Annotated in this window: 18 protein-coding genes and 2 pseudogenes; 6 read left to right on the top strand and 14 right to left on the bottom strand. The window is 34.5% G+C overall.

Going from position 1 to position 16,044, the window contains the following annotated elements; all coding sequences use genetic code 11:
- Window positions 1-144: 144 nt before the first annotated feature.
- Entirely contained in the window at window positions 145-651 is a 507-nt protein-coding gene (locus KE503_RS05385) for an SEC-C metal-binding domain-containing protein (RefSeq protein WP_022374647.1), read from the bottom strand.
- A gap of 69 nt (window positions 652-720) precedes the next feature.
- Window positions 721-888, bottom strand: coding sequence for a response regulator (locus tag KE503_RS05380; protein ID WP_330621908.1), 168 nt, complete (start codon window positions 886-888; stop codon window positions 721-723).
- Between the two features lie 307 nt (window positions 889-1,195).
- On the opposite strand from KE503_RS05380, the gene KE503_RS05375 reads away from it, so the two are divergent.
- A complete protein-coding gene (locus KE503_RS05375; protein WP_055196573.1) occupies window positions 1,196-1,396 on the top strand; it encodes a hypothetical protein in 201 nt (66 codons plus the stop codon).
- 43 nt (window positions 1,397-1,439) lie between these two features.
- On the opposite strand, the gene KE503_RS05370 is transcribed toward KE503_RS05375, so the two are convergent.
- Entirely contained in the window at window positions 1,440-2,756 is a 1,317-nt protein-coding gene (locus KE503_RS05370) for a replication-associated recombination protein A (protein WP_055196572.1), read from the bottom strand.
- 146 nt (window positions 2,757-2,902) lie between these two features.
- Here KE503_RS05370 and KE503_RS05365 point away from each other — a divergent pair, with 146 nt between their 5' ends.
- Entirely contained in the window at window positions 2,903-3,520 is a 618-nt protein-coding gene (locus KE503_RS05365; protein ID WP_022374649.1) for a hypothetical protein, read from the top strand.
- Between the two features lie 60 nt (window positions 3,521-3,580).
- Here KE503_RS05365 and KE503_RS05360 read toward each other — a convergent pair whose 3' ends face one another.
- The 5 genes from KE503_RS05360 to KE503_RS05340 form a co-directional block, all read right to left on the bottom strand.
- A complete protein-coding gene (locus KE503_RS05360; RefSeq protein ID WP_212384649.1) occupies window positions 3,581-4,786 on the bottom strand; it encodes an RtcB family protein in 1,206 nt (401 codons plus the stop codon).
- 30 nt (window positions 4,787-4,816) lie between these two features.
- Window positions 4,817-5,764: a WYL domain-containing protein gene (locus KE503_RS05355; protein WP_212384648.1), complete on the bottom strand. Its 948-nt coding sequence runs from the start codon at window positions 5,762-5,764 to the stop codon at window positions 4,817-4,819.
- Window positions 5,761-7,005 (bottom strand): helix-turn-helix transcriptional regulator, encoded by a 1,245-nt coding sequence (locus KE503_RS05350; protein WP_212384647.1) that lies wholly within the window; start codon window positions 7,003-7,005, stop codon window positions 5,761-5,763. The genes KE503_RS05355 and KE503_RS05350 overlap by 4 nt, the downstream gene beginning before the upstream one ends.
- Window positions 7,006-7,394: 389 nt before the next feature.
- Window positions 7,395-7,796 (bottom strand): Rpn family recombination-promoting nuclease/putative transposase, encoded by a 402-nt coding sequence (locus tag KE503_RS05345; protein WP_283093040.1) that lies wholly within the window; start codon window positions 7,794-7,796, stop codon window positions 7,395-7,397.
- Between the two features lie 281 nt (window positions 7,797-8,077).
- Window positions 8,078-8,485, bottom strand: a complete 408-nt coding sequence (locus tag KE503_RS05340) for a hypothetical protein (RefSeq protein WP_055196569.1) — start codon at window positions 8,483-8,485, stop codon at window positions 8,078-8,080.
- 259 nt (window positions 8,486-8,744) lie between these two features.
- Between KE503_RS05340 and KE503_RS05335 the strand changes: the two genes are divergently transcribed.
- The 3 genes from KE503_RS05335 to KE503_RS05325 all read left to right on the top strand — a co-directional run bounded on the left by KE503_RS05335 (window position 8,745) and on the right by KE503_RS05325 (window position 10,579).
- Window positions 8,745-8,900, top strand: a complete 156-nt coding sequence (locus KE503_RS05335) for a hypothetical protein (RefSeq protein WP_155492454.1) — start codon at window positions 8,745-8,747, stop codon at window positions 8,898-8,900.
- 100 nt (window positions 8,901-9,000) lie between these two features.
- Entirely contained in the window at window positions 9,001-9,417 is a 417-nt protein-coding gene (locus KE503_RS05330) for a hypothetical protein (protein WP_055196568.1), read from the top strand.
- 55 nt (window positions 9,418-9,472) lie between these two features.
- On the top strand, window positions 9,473-10,579 hold the full coding sequence (locus KE503_RS05325) for a radical SAM/SPASM domain-containing protein (protein ID WP_022374206.1): 1,107 nt from the start codon (window positions 9,473-9,475) through the stop codon (window positions 10,577-10,579).
- Between the two features lie 988 nt (window positions 10,580-11,567).
- Here the strand turns inward: KE503_RS05325 and KE503_RS14680 are convergent.
- Complete coding sequence (locus tag KE503_RS14680) at window positions 11,568-11,702, bottom strand: hypothetical protein (protein ID WP_022374205.1); 135 nt, start codon at window positions 11,700-11,702, stop codon at window positions 11,568-11,570.
- 213 nt (window positions 11,703-11,915) lie between these two features.
- Between KE503_RS14680 and KE503_RS14460 the strand changes: the two are divergent.
- Window positions 11,916-12,101 (top strand): annotated as a pseudogene (locus tag KE503_RS14460) (helix-turn-helix domain-containing protein); the annotation flags it as partial.
- 60 nt (window positions 12,102-12,161) lie between these two features.
- Here KE503_RS14460 and spoIIID read toward each other — a convergent pair.
- The 5 genes and pseudogenes from spoIIID to KE503_RS05285 all read right to left on the bottom strand — a co-directional run bounded on the left by spoIIID (window position 12,162) and on the right by KE503_RS05285 (window position 15,841).
- Window positions 12,162-12,410 carry a sporulation transcriptional regulator SpoIIID gene (spoIIID, locus tag KE503_RS05315; RefSeq protein WP_022374204.1) on the bottom strand — a complete coding sequence of 83 codons (249 nt, stop codon included), beginning with the start codon at window positions 12,408-12,410 and terminating at the stop codon, window positions 12,162-12,164.
- Window positions 12,411-12,605: 195 nt separating this feature from the next.
- A pseudogene (locus tag KE503_RS15055) lies at window positions 12,606-12,788 on the bottom strand (MATE family efflux transporter); the annotation flags it as partial.
- Window positions 12,789-12,890: 102 nt separating this feature from the next.
- Window positions 12,891-13,844: a TIGR03943 family putative permease subunit gene (locus KE503_RS05300; protein WP_022374202.1), complete on the bottom strand. Its 954-nt coding sequence runs from the start codon at window positions 13,842-13,844 to the stop codon at window positions 12,891-12,893.
- Window positions 13,845-13,862: 18 nt separating this feature from the next.
- Window positions 13,863-14,957, bottom strand: coding sequence for a GTP-binding protein (locus KE503_RS05295; RefSeq protein WP_212384646.1), 1,095 nt, complete (start codon window positions 14,955-14,957; stop codon window positions 13,863-13,865).
- 428 nt (window positions 14,958-15,385) lie between these two features.
- Window positions 15,386-15,841, bottom strand: a complete 456-nt coding sequence (locus KE503_RS05285) for a PaaI family thioesterase (RefSeq protein WP_147604773.1) — start codon at window positions 15,839-15,841, stop codon at window positions 15,386-15,388.
- Window positions 15,842-16,044: the final 203 nt, after the last annotated feature.

Below are 16,044 nucleotides of genomic sequence, written 5' to 3'. Positions count from 1 at the left end.
GAAATAATAGCACCTTGTATACAAAAGGTCAACTCTTTTTTATCAGATTCTTCTATAAGAAAAAAAGAACCCTTCAGCTATTGTATTAGCTAAAAGGCTCTTTTATCTCATTTAAATACTGAAATACTTCACGATTTCAACGAATTAAGCGTTTCTTCCACAGCATTTTTTATATTTTTTACCGCTTCCGCATGGGCATGGATCATTTCTTCCGATCTTCTTTCCTTTTACAACGGTTGTTGAATTTCTAGATTCTTTGTACAGTTCTTTTCTTCTTTCTTCTGTAAGAATGTCATCCCATTCTTTTAAGTTGTAAAGCCATTCTGCACGGCATCCAACCATGTTGTAGTATAATTTCTCGAAGTCGATATCTAAGCTTACCTGTGTATTTTCATCCATCTCTTCGATTGGGTTTGCTTCTTTTAAGCTGTCGTTGATTCCATCTAAGAATCCTACGAACATCTGTAATTCTGTCTCGTATTTATCTGCTAATTCTTTGACTGTTCCAGATACCACTGTATCTTTGTCAGCTAATAATTTCTCGTAGATTCCTTTTTCAATGTTGAAGTAATTTAACCAGAACTGCTGTCCTTCTGCTGTTCTATCGTCAAATTTATATGCGTAATCACGCCATTCCTGTAATAAAGCCATGTTCATTCCATCCTTTTCTTTTTAAAATGTTATTTTCCTTTGATACTATAACAAATCTTTTGCTTTTTTTCAACAATACTGGGCAATTTTATCCATCAAGATCAGATCATAGCTATGCTCCTTGCTCTTTTTAAAAATTTCGACTGCTTCTTTTCCATCTTTGGCTTCTGTGACGATCATATTTTCATCTTGCAAAATGAACTTGGCAATTTCTCTGTTTAGCTCATTATCTTCTATAATAACTTGATATCATTCATCAGCTTTTGCACGTCTATAACTTCTTCATGCAGTACAACTTCTTCAATAAAGTGGTCCATTCTTTATGATTTTAAAAAAAAGCCCCCATTCTACGCCATTGTAGAACGGGGGAATACTTAAGGGGAGGATAAGTATTTCTTTATCCAGTTTCTTTATCAACTGGATATTCCTATTATGTCCTCTCTTTTGCTTCTTATACATTTCTTTTATAATTTTTTTCTTTCAAAACACTCAAATATATGCTAGGATACCTCATAGGTATACATAATTACGAAAGGATATCATCATGCAGAAGCAAAAACGTATGAAGCAGATCACAGCAATCCTGCTGATCATTATATTACTTGCCATTGTCGGATCTACCATCTTCTTTGCAGTGACTGGAAGCCAGTTGTTCTGGATATCGCTGTTTTTGATGTTTTTCTTTCCGATCTTTTTATGGGCAATGTCATTTTTATATAAATGGAGCAAGAATAAGAACGAGTAAAAGAATCCCTGTCATCTTAAGTTTTAGGTGACAGGGATTCTTTTTATTTTCTAATTCTTTCTAAATATTCTTTGATATTCTTTTCATATCCATTTTCGGTTGGTTCATAAAATGTGGTTCCTAGAAGTTCATCTGGAAGATACTGTTGTTTTACATAATGATCTGGGTAATCGTGTGCATATTTATATCCGATTCCATGTCCTAGCTTTGCTGCTCCTTTATAGTGGGCATCTCGTAAATGATTTGGAACTGCTCCAATCTTGTGATTTCTGACAGATTCTAAGGCATGATCAACTGCCATATAGGCTGCATTACTCTTTGGTGCACTGGCTACATAGGTCACTGCCTGTGCAAGAATGATCCTTGCTTCTGGCATTCCGATCCGTTCGACTGCCTGTGAGGCTGCAACTGCTACCTGCAGTGCCTGTGGATCCGCATTTCCAACATCCTCGGATGCACAGATCATCACTCGTCTTGCAATAAATGTCACACTTTCTCCAGCATCGATCATTCTTGCCAGATAGTAAACTGCTGCGTCTGGATCTGATCCTCGCATACTTTTGATAAATGCAGAAATCACATCGTAGTGATTGTCTCCGTCTTTATCATATTTTGTCACTCTCCGCTGGATACATTCCTGTGCGACATCGATATCAATGTGAATCTTTCCATCTTCAGCTGGCTCTGTTGTTAAGATTCCAAGTTCGATCGCATTCAAGGCACTTCTTGCATCACCTTCTGCCATATCAGAAAGAAAATCCAGTGCATCATCCGTGATTGTTGCACCGTAAATTCCCATTCCTTTTTCATCATCGGTGATGGCTCTTAAAATTAATTTCTTAATATCTTCTTTATCTAGTGAATGCAGTTCAAATACATTCGATCTTGAGATCAACGCCTGATTGACTTCAAAATACGGATTCTCTGTCGTTGCTCCGATCAAAATGATCGTTCCATCTTCAACAAATGGCAGCAGATAATCTTGCTGTGCTTTATTAAATCTGTGGATCTCATCGATAAACAGAATTGTCTTCTTCTGATACATTCCAAGTGATTCTTTCGCATTTTTCACTGCTTCCTGCATATCTTTCTTTCCAGATGTTGTTGCATTCATCTGCACAAAATTAGCCTTTGTTGTATTGGCAATGACTTTAGCTAAAGTTGTCTTTCCTGTGCCCGGTGGTCCATAGAAAATAATGGAACTGATCTTGTCTGCTTTGATGGCTCTATATAATAATTTATCTTTTCCAATGATATGTTCCTGTCCAACCACTTCATCAAGAGTTGTCGGTCTCATTCTCCCTGCTAATGGGGATTCTTTATCTTTATTTAATTCTCTTGCATATTCAAATAAATCCATAGTTTTCCTCCAGATTTTATCTTAGCACAGGGTATTTAGAAAATCTATCAATTGTTAATAGTTTTTTTATAAATAGGTCATGATTTTATCATATTCCTCTGATATAATAAGAGAAGTTAATAACAAAGCACGGGTTAGGAGTTATCATGAAAAATACAGCAATTGAAAAACTTTCTTATACCGAAGTTACGAAGAATATCAGCCAGGCTGAATATGACCAGACACAGGAAGAATACATCCTGTCCAAATCTCCTGATAAATATATGATCAGTCTTCCGGTCAAGGTATTAATGTTTGAAGGAGCAGAGGACAGTTCCCCATTTACATATTATTTTTATATGGAAAATGACGAGGATCTTTATCTGATGCAGAGAAAACGAAACGGATCAGTCGTTGATAAGACAAAAATTCCTCTGACAAAGGAACAGGGACAGAAGATTTTGGATGGCGATTATCAGTTTTTATTAGACAGTGATGAACCGTTACTTAATTCTCTTTATTTCCAGTTTACGGTAAATCAGCTGCATCCTTTATATAAGAAGGAGTGCACAAGAAAGATTTTTCATCAGAATCGGTTCTTAGATGAGATTGTGGATATTCATATTGTTCGAACACCTTTTGAAGAAGATAAAGACTTCTTTGCTACACATGATAAGATGCTTAAAGGTGGAACTAAGAATAATCTTAGGAGAAATACGAGACAGTATTTGAATATGTCAAAACCTATGGCAGATTTGTTGAATTATCAGAATTCATTAGTATAATATTTATAAAAATAATATCATTCTCAGAATTTATATTTCCTCGAATGATATTATTTTTTATTATGAAGCCTTAAAATTAAATACAGGCTTCATCACTTCCACCACATCCACTGACTCTCTGACCACATCAATAATATCTTCCAAAGATTTATAAGCCATCGGTGCTTCATCTAGTGTCTGTTCATTAACTGATGTTGTGTAAATTCCTTTCATGGATTCTTTATATGCTTGCATATCTAACTGATCTTTTGCCTTCGTTCTTGACATTAATCTGCCTGCACCATGTGGTGCTGAATCATTCCATTCTTTGTTTCCTTTTCCGATTGCCAGAATGGAACCATCTCTCATATTGACTGGAATCAGTACTTTTTCCCCTTTATGTGCTGCAATTGCTCCTTTTCTCAAAATCATCTCTTCTGTGTCGATGTAATTGTGAATTGTGTGGAAGGATTCTTCCGCTGTCATTCCTGTTCTTTCTAAAATGATCTCTGCCATTTTTTCTCTGTTCCTTTTTGCAAATGACTGACAGATTTCTACATCATGTAAATAATCTTCTAAAAATTCTCCATATAACCAGCAGAGATCTTCTGGAATGCTTAAAACTTTTGTTTTATAGCTTTTCTTTAATTCCTTTAATGCTTCTTGTATCTCTTTTCTTCGCCCTGATGCCTTATAAGTTTTTATGATTTCATCTCTTTTGGCAAAATATTCCTCTTTTCCCATGTGAAGATCTACTGCCAGCTGCTGATAATATTCTGCCACCTGTTTTCCCAAATTACGGCTGCCTGAATGGATAACTAAATAATATGTTCCATCTGATGCCTGATCGATCTCAATAAAATGATTTCCACCGCCAAGTGTTCCAAGGGATCGTTCCAATCTTTTTGTATTGTTTAGATTTCTTCTGCATCGTAATTGTTCAAGATTAAGTCGTTCTTCTCTGCCTTCCCATACATTCTTTCCAGAAGGAATATAATGACATGCTTCATCTATTTTTTCGAAATCTAATTCTTTCTCTTTTAATTTCACTGTATACATTCCACATCCAATATCAACTCCGACAACATTTGGACATGCTTTATCAATGACAGTCATTGTTGTTCCAATCGTACATCCAGCTCCTGCATGGACATCCGGCATAATACGGATTTTGCTGTTTCTTGTCAGTTCATAGTCGCACATCGTCCTAATCTGCTCGATAGCTTCTTCTTCAATTACTTTTGCGTAACAGATTGCTGTATTTACTTTTCCTTTGATTTCTAACATATTTCTCATTCCTTTCTTTTTTTCTTTATTCTATCTGGAAATATGTTTCTTATCATGGAAAAAAAGTTGCGAACTTTTTTGTTTTCTTAAACGTTCCTTGATTAAATTTACAAAATGATCTGGCTGTACAACTTTGAACATGGGGCCAAAAGATAAAATACGAATTACCATCTCTGTCTCATCATCTTTATCATAATCAATGGTAATCTGATATTGGTTTCTCTCAATTCTTTCTGCTTTCTTTGGAAAATGTGCAAAGTGTAACAGGGCTCTTTCTAAAGCATTTCTTTCATCTTTAAGTTCAAAGATGACTCTTCTTTTCCTTGGTGGAATTCTATGTATCAACTCTGCATTTTCACTTATTTCTGCACGTTCACAGCTTATAATCCTTCCAAGATTCACTGTTCCACCTAATCTGCTTCCAAATCCTGCGACACGGAATTTATCATCTTTTTCGGAATATTCAAGATATTTCGGCAAAATCTTCATTGATACTTTTTGGCCTTTATGATTATATGTAGTAATTTCTAACGGGTATTGATTCTTAATCGCGTCAAGGATCATTCTGAAATTTCTAATATAAACTTTATCTGTATAATCATCTCCATCTTGATATTGGTCAAAGATATAGAAATCATCTAGAGTAAATAATGGTTCTATCTCTGGAAAGTCTATTTCTTTCAGATCATCTTGAAATAAATGAATTCTTGGATCTTGGCAGATGGATTTTAACCATCGTTTTTGAATTGTTGTAAGTGGCATGGATGGATGATTCTTTAGAACCGTTGTTCCATTTGACCTAATCAACTGCCATTTTTGTTCTCTTAGTGCTGGTTCTATGCTTAGTACACTTTCTGAAAATGCATATTTCTCTATAATCTTACATATCTCATCTTTCTTTAATGGATGATCTAATGCTACCTCCAGAATTTTGGCAACTGTCTGATAATACACACTGTAAATTTCATGAAATATCATTGTACTTCACCACCTTCCAGATCATATAGTTCATACATTTTTTGAATATCTCTTTTAAACTGGGTTTCCAAAATCTTGTTTGAAAAATGAATTTCTGTGATCCTGCATAGAAAAGTCCTGATCCATGGCACTAGTTCACTTGCATCGTATACTTCTGCATAAAAACGGCTTGTATGATCATCAATCTTTTTGACTTTTCCGCATCTCTTTTCCCGTTCCAGTCTTTGATGGATATATGGTTCATTTTCTTCATAATGAACTGTAAACTCTACAGTCTCCATCCTCTCTCCTGACCTTGAAGTTGTGCTGACACCCCATATGTGTTTCTTCATGTGTTTCAATTTTTTTCTTAATTCTTGAAAATCTTTATCTTCTTTTTCTATTTTTACTGATATTATACGATCTAGTCTGAAAGATGAAATTCGTTTAAACTGTTGGCTGTACGCCATCAAGTACTGTCTGCCACTTTGTACGCTGATGAAAATTTGTAATGGAATTACTTTCATTTTTGTCTTATTGCCTGTCCTTTTTTGAAGCATTTGAATTGTCACACTGCTTTTCTTCTGCATTGCTTCGAATAACTGACACATCACATCACTATCCATCGTTCCTGTGATGTAGTGATGTTTAAATGCAAATTTTCCTTTATGTTTTAGCTGCTGGTCCAGCAAAAATGAACCTATCACCCCGCATGGTACTATTTCTGAGAAATAATCTAAAATATCTATATTCCCTTTATAAATTTGATCTGATTTCTTATAATATAATGTTTTTCCACATTTTTCAGTTTCTATGATTCCCTCGTTCACATATTCTCTTAATTTCTTGCGGATTGTTGACTCATCAAATACTTTTGGACTTTCAAATACAGAAAGATATTGATCTACTTGCTTTGTAATCTCATGAATGGAAAGACTTTCTTTTGCTGATTCTAAAATATCCATTATGATAAAATGGAACGTGATATCACCATCAGTAAAACTCTTTATCTTCCATGCCTGATACAATGGATTATGTTCTGTGATCCGACTGTCGATGGATAAAAAGACATTTTTCCCATTTTCTGTTTGGTGAAATTGTATATAATTTCCTAGGATACTTTCTATGCGGCGGCGTTCATTATCATAAGATCTTAGGCTTTTTCTTGTGTATTCTTCTCGTTTTTTGAAACCATAGACATAGAATTCCCGCATATAGCTACGGATACGGTTGAAGTTTTTGATCAATTCTTTGTATGCCATGGTTTCACCTCGTTTACACTTTTCTGTTCAACTCTTCATAGCTGTCAAGTACCGTTACTGAAAACTTATAAAAAATTATAAACCTTTATGTTTCATTCCTACTTCAACGAGTATGCTTTTGTAACGAATCAATTCATGTACTACTCACAAGTTCCTGTACTCTCCATAGGCGTTAATTCCTGACTAACGTATCAGTACATATCGCTAAATCTTTAATCCCTAAATCAATCCCTATCCCATCATTGGAGGGAACACTAACAGAGTCTTCGTATTCAATGCCTACTGTGATCCACCAGTTGATTCCATCATATCTAATACGGGGATTACTATAGTTACAATCCGTAGGTATCCGATTCTTTTTTGCAAGTCTGATCCAGTTTATCTTTTGCTTATTCTTCTTTTTGCTCAGATTTTATAGCATCGTTAATTAATTTTTGTGATTCAGTAATGCAACCAATTACCATGGCTAATTCGGATGATATATTTTTTTCTTTGTATATATCAGTGATTTTATCATATTTTTCGTCAAAAATAAATCTGCTAATATTGAATATTGTGTTGACATCGTCGTTGTGAAATTTTAAATATTCGCTTTTACGAAGTTCAATTAAGTTAAATTTATAATCCGAAATTAAAGGTTTAAAAGCATCTGGGATTTCTAGCATATCAATTAGGGAATGAGGACCGTCCCATGGATTTTCCCCATAGTAAATACATATTGTAAGAACGCTGTGTAATCGATCCGTTTTCTTCATTGTGATCATACTAGCAAAAGCAAGAATAAATGTCAATATATGTAAAATAAGATAAGCATAAATAATGAAACAAAAAAGAAGATATGAGCTGCCGAGAGCGATAGCAGATTATTTCTTAACAGATAATTATTGAGTGTTAACACAGAATTCGTCTGATAAGTTCTAAATCATTGGAAAAGTAGTAGAGGAAACATCCAAAACAAAATTTCAATATCTTAAGAACAAATTAAACGAATATTATATGAATGGTAAAGTGAGAAATAAAATTTTAAAGATAATGAAAAAGAGTTAGGTTTTTTGTTATTATCAGTATAAAATTAAGAATGATTTGGTCTGTTTTTGTATGTAGATTTTACACGTCCTTGATGATGCCAAGTTCGACCATCACTACTCGTAGTTGTCCAATAAATGTAGTCTCCTTGTTTAACAGAAGAGTAGGATTTTGAATATCGATAACTGGAATCAGTGTATAAATTACAAGGTAAATTTCCTAAACCATCAGTTCCTTCTTCGATCATAGAAACTGCAACACCTTTTGAATTTGTGTAAATATGCTGATTTGTATCAAGTCCACAATGTTTAGCAACATGATCTACTCCATAATGACCTTTATCCACTTTATTGGCAGAATCTATTGAGCAGGCAACACCCCAGCAAGCGGCTACATACTCATTGGTCATAAATGTTTCTTCAAAAGCCATAGGACGTTCGTATTTTCGTTTCATAAAATTCCCCCTAATGTATTAATTTAGTCGTAATAAGTATACTTCCCCTTAAAATATACAACATCATTATATAAGGAAATTATGATATGAGAAGAGATTACATGTGAACTTAAGATTATTTACTGGTAGATTGCGAAAAAATAAGTATTTTTTTACAAATGATTGAAAAATCCAGGATTTCAGACTATAATAAAGTTAAAATATTAAATCAAAAGATGACGGTTTGTTGAAATATAAGATTATGAAAGGGGAAGTTGTTATGAAGAGAATGTATGAAAAGCCAATGGCTTATGAAGAAGTATTCAAGGCAAACGAATACATAGCTGCTTGTATTACAGGTGTCATTCAGGATATGTATATTGAAATAGCAGATTACGAAAAAAAGATGCCTTTTACAGATGGTTTATTGCATTAAATGGAAGATTCTAGTATAATATAGTCATGAAAAAAGATATTGCAGAATGTGCAATATAAGATGAAGATAGAATTTGTATAGAAGGAAAGGGGAAAAGATTATGAAAAAAAGATATGAAAGACCAAGTGCTTATATAGAAGAATTTACACCGAATGAGTATGTGGCGGCTTGTGGAGAGAGTGGAAAGGTTTATAATTTTCAATGTAATGCAGGAAGGAATGATCGTTATGGTACAGTTTATTTGGAGACAAATGGAAAAGCAGGGTTACAAACAGAAGGGGGAAGAGACTGGGTTAATGGAAAGCCAAAGAAATATTCGGCAGACAAATATTTAACTAGTTTATATCATGCATGTGACACGACACATAAAGCTAATTCAAAGGATGAATTTAGGGATGGATATTATTTGAGAGGAGATACTCTTTTAAATGTTATTGTTTGGAGAGGGGAGGATGGAAATAACGTGCATTGTACAACTAATTTAAATATAAATGAATGGTCAACAGCGAAATCATAAAAAATACAAAAAAGAACCGACCTACCGGTTCTTTTTTATTACAGGGAGAGTGATCATGGACCTATTTGACACTAACACTACCTTCGAACGCCAACTTTTCGCAAAGGCAGCAAGGAACCGTATTCCGCTTTATGGAGTACTGGAGTTATTGCCTCTCTGCAACTTAAACTGTGACATGTGCTACGTCCATTTATCCAAACAAGAAATGCAGTCCCAAGGAAGATTGCGAAGTTTGGATGAATGGATTTCCCTTGCAAAGCAAATGAAAGATGCAGGGACATTGTTCTTGTTGTTAACGGGTGGAGAGCCTTTATTATTCCCTCAATTTAAAGAATTATACTGTGCATTAAAAGATATGGGTATGATCCTTACGCTCAATACCAATGGGACGTTGATCAATGAGGAATGGGCGGAATTTTTTGCGAAGAATAAGCCAAGAAGGATAAATATAACTTTATATGGATCAAAGAATGAGACATACGAGAAGCTATGCCATATGAAGGATGGATTTGACAAAACGATCAGAGGGATTGAATTATTAAAAAAATATAAGATTGATGTCAAGATCAATGGAAGCCTTGTGAAGAAGAATTTTCATGACAGGATGGAAATCATAGATATCGGAGAAAAGTATGATATCCCAGTTCGGATCGATACTTATATGTATCCATCCGTGCGTGAGCGGACAACTCCTTTTAATTTTCATGAGAGATTAAACCCAGAGGATGCTGCAAAGGCAAGGGTTGAAATCTTACACCGGGAAATGGGGGATGAACTTTTTGAGCAATATGCGAAGCAGACCATTTATCTGGCAGAACATACAGAAGAAGGAGATGCCTGTCCTGGGCATATGACATGCCGGGCTGGGCAGAGTTCGTTTGTTATTAATTGGCAAGGTATGATACGTTCATGTGTCGTGTTAGATCAGCCAAGTTATGATGCCTTTGACACAACGGATGATTTTATGACATTGTGGAATAAGATCGTGAAAGAAACAGAAGAGATCAAAACAAGCATGGAATGTAATCAATGTAAATTAAGACATGTATGTAATACATGTGCAGCGGCAGCGATTGCAGAATGTGGAGATTCTGAGGGCGTTTCAAAATATTTATGTGAATATACGAAGGAAACAGTTAGTAATTTAAAAGAGTTTTACTAAGAAGCAAAATATGGAGAAAGAAGTTGCATAAAGGACTTCCTTCTCCATATTTTATAGATAATAAGTTATTCAATATTCTCAAGATACTTCTGAACCATTTCATCCTCGTTCAAATCTATATGCTTCAATACAAAATCATACAAAGGCTGCACAACATCCGCACCTTCTTCTAACTCATCTACAATTTGGTCAAAAGATTTATTTTTATGGATTTTTTTCACGATTAACTTAAGCTTATTTTCGGTTTGTCCTTGTAATCTGCCTTCTAATCGTCCTTCCTGGCGACCTTTTTCCTCTAATGATTGATCTAAATAAACATGTAGTTTTCTTCCAAAGAAAAAAAGTAACCATATATATACTCTTTTCCATTATATTTTGTAATGTTTTTTTCTTTGCCTCTGGAATTAAAAATTTTTCATAAAATAAACTACTCATTGATTCCATCGTCAGTAAATTTCTTGTTTTTTCAATTACATCCTTCAATAATTCGCCATCATCAATCTCTAATATTTCTATATTTCTATATTTCCATTAATAACTTCAAAAATAATTTTCATATTATCACTTCTTGAAGTAGCTTTTTTTGTAGATAATCGCTTATATACAATACTGTATCTTCCTGTAACATCTTTTGATAAAATTAACTTATAACGACATACAACAAGAGAATCAAGAATTTTCACCATAAAATCGCTTTCAATGGATAATTGGATTGTTTAAATAACCTGAATCTGTAAGAATACTCTTTAAAATCTTAACTGAAGTCACTATTCCCGATTTTCCCGATCCATTCATTCCGTAAATTCCTTTGATATTATATCCATTCATATCTGGATTTTTAGAAATTGTTTTTTATAAAATGATAGTTTCACATCTTCATCTAATGATTTTATCCCTTTAACTGAATAATTAATCAAATATATAAGTTGCACTTTCTGATTACTTCCTTTTCAATTTAGCTTCCGCCACTTCACACCTTTTACTTCCTCTAATAGATAATCTCTCCGTCCATGATCGTAACCAATACTTTCGTATCTAATATTTCTTTTGGCTTAACCTCGAACAGATTTCTATCTAACACGATCACTTCGGCCAGCATTCCTTCTTTTAATATTTCTGCCATTGTAATCCTTTGATCATCTTTCTTGCTTTGATCTGTATCCGTATGCTAACTAAGATTATAGCTGAATTAATGGTGCATTCTTCCTATGATGTGAAAGAATCCTGCAGAATCTATTTACCAGAGGTTAATGCAGCTCTATCAACACAAGAAGATGAAGAAACAGATTATTCTAAATTTTATCTGTTCTGTAAAAAATATTAATTAACCACAAGAGAACAGGATATCTTAAAACTACTCCTTGATGATATGAACAATACAGAGATCATTGAAACTTTATGTATTTCCGTTGGTACTACAAAAGCTCATATTCATAATATATTTGCAAAAGTTGATATAAAACGTAGACGTGATCTGATGCAGATTTATGAAAAATATACAGCTTCTACTGAAGATGAATAACAATATGTTTTGCATAAAAATAATACCATTCACATTTTTTGTTGAATGGTATTATTTTTATTACTTATGAAGATATTTCTCCTTTGTTGCCATCCCACCCCGGATATGACGTTCCGATTTGTTGATATCAAGCACTTTCCTTGCTTGTCTTGCAAGTGTTTTGTTGATCATCTCTAATCGTTCTGTCACATCCTTATGTACTGTGCTTTTGCTGACTCCAAACTGCTTAGCTGTCTGGCGGACGGTTGCATTGTGCTCGATAATGTAAGTTGCACTTTCAATAACCCGTTCTTCCATGTATTTCTTCAATGGAAAAGCCCCCTGTAAATGTTGTTTTTACAGTTTATGCAGGTTTCTAGAGTTTGATAACGTTAATTATTGGTTGAATATTCGCTAGCGGAAAATAAAAGGAATTTCTTTTTCTATTATTTTGATTTAAAATAGTAGAAAATTCCAATAATGTCCGCCAAAAACCACCCTATCGGCACTGACATCCAGATTCCCTTTAATTCGTTTTTCTTCCTTTGCCCCGTAGTTTTGTGCCACGTAGGTTGAAAATGCATTTCCGAAGTCTTGTACTGGCATGTATGCGAAGGAGTCTATCTTCACTGCGGCGGCAAATGCATTGGCACCTAGGTATCTTCCGACAACCCAGGTGTCTGCTACATTGTACAGCTGTTGTAATAGATTTCCAAACATTAATGGCAGGGCGAAAAGTAATAAATTGACCGTAATCGGTCCTTTTGTTAAATTTCGCTGCATTTTTATTTCCTATCCTAACTTTAAAATCTAGAAATATACCAGTTGTTCTTTTGGTGGTTCTGATTTTTCAATACGGATCGCTGTCAGGATTGGCATTGTCTTATCATATGCTTCGTTGTATTCTGAATGAATCTGTGCTGTTAATGTAACCCATTCATTATTGAGAATTCTCTTTAATGTCTTAGATTTTGTATGATTCAATCTACACAGATATCCGATAAATGTCATATCATCTTCACAGCAAGTCATTGCTTTACGTCCAGGTATGATCATTCCTGGAGGCATCTTAGGACTTCTCTGAACCTGAACTCGCATTTCCACTGTCTTTCCTTCATAAACCTGTGGACGTTCCATAGCATCAATATACCAGATTCCATAATCTTCATCTTCGACTTTGATCACTTCTGCGTTCACATCATATGGAAGAAGTTCATCCTGTTCCATTTCTTTTCCATCTGCACGTTCGAACCCTACCTGTGCTCTTGGATTAACTGCTTTGATACTTCTTCGGAAACTTCCCATATTCGTGTTATCATCACAGCGGTTGAAAATGACAAGATCTGCCATCTTAAACATTTCCATAAATAAAGATTTCATGTTCTTTAGATACATATCAGCTGTGGATGCATCAACCGTTACGATCGCCTGATATAATTCAAGATCTGTCTCATCGATCACATCCATCAGATCATCAATGGAATACATTCCATTGTATTCGATCATAACACGATCTGGATAATAATTTCTCTGACATGCTCTGACAAATTCTTTTGTAAAATCTTCTATTTTTTCAATATTGATCACGAAAGAATTTGTCTTCTCCAGCATTTCTTTGTCATATTCGACTTCTCCTTCTTCAAATGTAAGGATCATTGTTTTCTCGCCGTCATTAAAATAATCCTGGCTTAATGTTTCTTTAATCAATGTGGATTTTCCACTCTCTAAAAATCCCCATACCAGGTATGCCGGTATTTCGTACATCTTTTTTCCTCCTGTTATTTAAAAGAATAAACCTTCTAATTCATCTTCTTTTAATTTAGATCCAATGACACAGATTCTTCCTGTGTAATCCGCACTTCCTTCACGGATTTCATATTCCCCTGGAACAAGGTCAAACTGAACCCATGATCCGTCTTCTGTCTGTAAGATACCTTTGGACCTTAAGATCATGCCATAACTGTCATCTTTAGATAATTTCTGTAAGATTTCTTCCAGTTCTTCTTTCTTATATTTCTTAGGTGTTTCTTTACCCCAGCTTGTAAATACTTCATCTGCATGATGATGGTGGTGATGATGATCATGATCATGGTCATGTCCGCATCCACATCCGCATTCTTCGTCATGATCGTGATGATGATGTTCGTGTTCATGATCGTGTCCGCATCCGCATTCTTCGTCATGATCATGATGATGATGCTCATGTTCGTGTTCATGGTCATGATGTCCACCGCATACAGGGCAGATTTCCTCTTCTTCTAATAATTCTTTGGCCATATCATTTCCGTCTTCCATAACTTTTAAGATCTGTTCTCCTGAAAGTTCATCCCATGGTGTTGTGATGATCGCTGCTTTTTCATTATGTTCACGAAGAAGTGCTACGCTTTCATTTAACTTATCTTCTGCTACATCTCCTGTACGGCTTAAAATGATAGATCCTGCATATTCTACCTGATTATTGTAGAACTCACCGAAGTTTTTGATATACATCTTGCATTTCTTTGCATCTGCAACTGTTACAAAACTGTTTAAGTCTAAATCAACATCTTCTGCAACACCCTGTACCGCTTTGATCACATCAGATAATTTACCAACTCCTGATGGTTCAATGATGATACGGTCTGGATCATACTGTGTTACAACTTCTTTTAATGCACTTCCAAAGTCTCCAACTAAGGAACAACAGATACATCCTGAATTCATCTCTGTTACTTCGATTCCTGCATCTTTTAAGAATCCACCATCAATACCGATCTCACCAAATTCATTCTCGATCAGTACGACTTTCTCCCCTTTTAATGCTTCTTTTAATAATTTCTGGATCAGTGTTGTTTTACCTGCTCCTAAAAATCCTGATATAATATCAATCTTTGCCATTTTATATTACCTTCCTTTTGTATTAGTTCGTTCCGTAAGTTCCCTATTATCTTAAGTTCTTATTAGTTAAAGTACTTACACTCAGTATGTTACTTGCCACCTTAAGTTTTCAGGTACCATGTAAAATACCCCATATAAAGCTATTTTACTACTTCCATCAAATTTGTCAAAACATTCTTTCCGGAGTATAATAAAAACAATTAAAAAAGTAAACGCCCATTCTTTACATTTCCAACGATTGATGATATGGATGCTGTGATCACAAAGGCTTTGTCTGGAATTGATGTTCGTAAATGGCCTTATGAAGTAACTCCTGATATGATCCTTGATGCTGTAAAAAAAATTGAAGAAGTTTCTTTCTAAAAAATTTAGTGCCTGCTCACTGTTTGTGAACAGGCACTATTAAAATTATTTTACAGTTACTTTTATCATTCTTCTATAAATTTTTTAAAGGGCCTTGGTGTCATAAATGTTCCACTAGCAGTTGCCATGAGCTCTTGTTCTACATATGCTTTTCCAACAAAATTCATGATCGTTTTACCAGCAGACACTGCTTCTGCCTCAATTCTTACAATTGCTCCTGTTGGAATTCCTTTTAAAAATGTTGTAGACAGTTGTACAGTCGGTGCTACACTATAATCTCCTAAACCTGCGGTTAATGTTCCAAATGTAATATCAAACATTCCTACAATTGATCCACCAAACATAATACCAAATGCATTTTCATGAAATTTTGTTGCCTCATAGGTCATTGTAAGACTTTTCGTATCATAATCAAATCCCGTGATCTTTCCTTTTAGTTCCTTAAACACTCCATGTGCATTTATCTTTTCTAATTCATTCATTCGTTTTCTGATCTGCTTTTCAAAATTTTCTTTACTCATCTTATTTTTCTCCTGTATCGTACTTTATATTTTGTATATAAACGATATATATGTTTCATTTTCTGTCTGACATTTTATCATATTTATATTCCGCCTTTCTGCGCAAGGCACCAATGTGTCATGAAACATATTGGTTAACCTTCACTTTTTATTTTTTATTCTCATTACCTCTGATATTATTTATCTATAAGACTGACATACTA

The sequence above is a fragment of the Anaerostipes sp. Marseille-Q3525 genome, from assembly GCF_018223505.1.
GTDB lineage: Bacteria > Bacillota > Clostridia > Lachnospirales > Lachnospiraceae > Anaerostipes > Anaerostipes amylophilus.
The sequence above is the reverse complement of the archived record's forward strand: the minus strand, read 5'-3'. Positions and strand labels throughout refer to the sequence as shown.

What these genes read in the sequence shown, in the direction of transcription:
- KE503_RS05385 (WP_022374647.1), bottom strand. Translation starts at nt 651, where the DNA reads ATGGCTTTATTACAGGAATGGCGTGATTACGCATATAAATTTGACGAT.
- KE503_RS05375 (WP_055196573.1), top strand. Translation starts at nt 1,196, where the DNA reads ATGCAGAAGCAAAAACGTATGAAGCAGATCACAGCAATCCTGCTGATC.
- KE503_RS05370 (WP_055196572.1), bottom strand. Translation starts at nt 2,756, where the DNA reads ATGGATTTATTTGAATATGCAAGAGAATTAAATAAAGATAAAGAATCC.
- KE503_RS05365 (WP_022374649.1), top strand. Translation starts at nt 2,903, where the DNA reads ATGAAAAATACAGCAATTGAAAAACTTTCTTATACCGAAGTTACGAAG.
- KE503_RS05360 (WP_212384649.1), bottom strand. Translation starts at nt 4,786, where the DNA reads ATGTTAGAAATCAAAGGAAAAGTAAATACAGCAATCTGTTACGCAAAA.
- KE503_RS05355 (WP_212384648.1), bottom strand. Translation starts at nt 5,764, where the DNA reads ATGATATTTCATGAAATTTACAGTGTGTATTATCAGACAGTTGCCAAA.
- KE503_RS05350 (WP_212384647.1), bottom strand. Translation starts at nt 7,005, where the DNA reads ATGGCATACAAAGAATTGATCAAAAACTTCAACCGTATCCGTAGCTAT.
- KE503_RS05340 (WP_055196569.1), bottom strand. Translation starts at nt 8,485, where the DNA reads ATGAAACGAAAATACGAACGTCCTATGGCTTTTGAAGAAACATTTATG.
- KE503_RS05335 (WP_155492454.1), top strand. Translation starts at nt 8,745, where the DNA reads ATGAAGAGAATGTATGAAAAGCCAATGGCTTATGAAGAAGTATTCAAG.
- KE503_RS05330 (WP_055196568.1), top strand. Translation starts at nt 9,001, where the DNA reads ATGAAAAAAAGATATGAAAGACCAAGTGCTTATATAGAAGAATTTACA.
- KE503_RS05325 (WP_022374206.1), top strand. Translation starts at nt 9,473, where the DNA reads ATGGACCTATTTGACACTAACACTACCTTCGAACGCCAACTTTTCGCA.
- KE503_RS14680 (WP_022374205.1), bottom strand. Translation starts at nt 11,702, where the DNA reads ATGGCAGAAATATTAAAAGAAGGAATGCTGGCCGAAGTGATCGTGTTA.
- KE503_RS05300 (WP_022374202.1), bottom strand. Translation starts at nt 13,844, where the DNA reads ATGTACGAAATACCGGCATACCTGGTATGGGGATTTTTAGAGAGTGGA.
- KE503_RS05295 (WP_212384646.1), bottom strand. Translation starts at nt 14,957, where the DNA reads ATGGCAAAGATTGATATTATATCAGGATTTTTAGGAGCAGGTAAAACA.
- KE503_RS05285 (WP_147604773.1), bottom strand. Translation starts at nt 15,841, where the DNA reads ATGAGTAAAGAAAATTTTGAAAAGCAGATCAGAAAACGAATGAATGAA.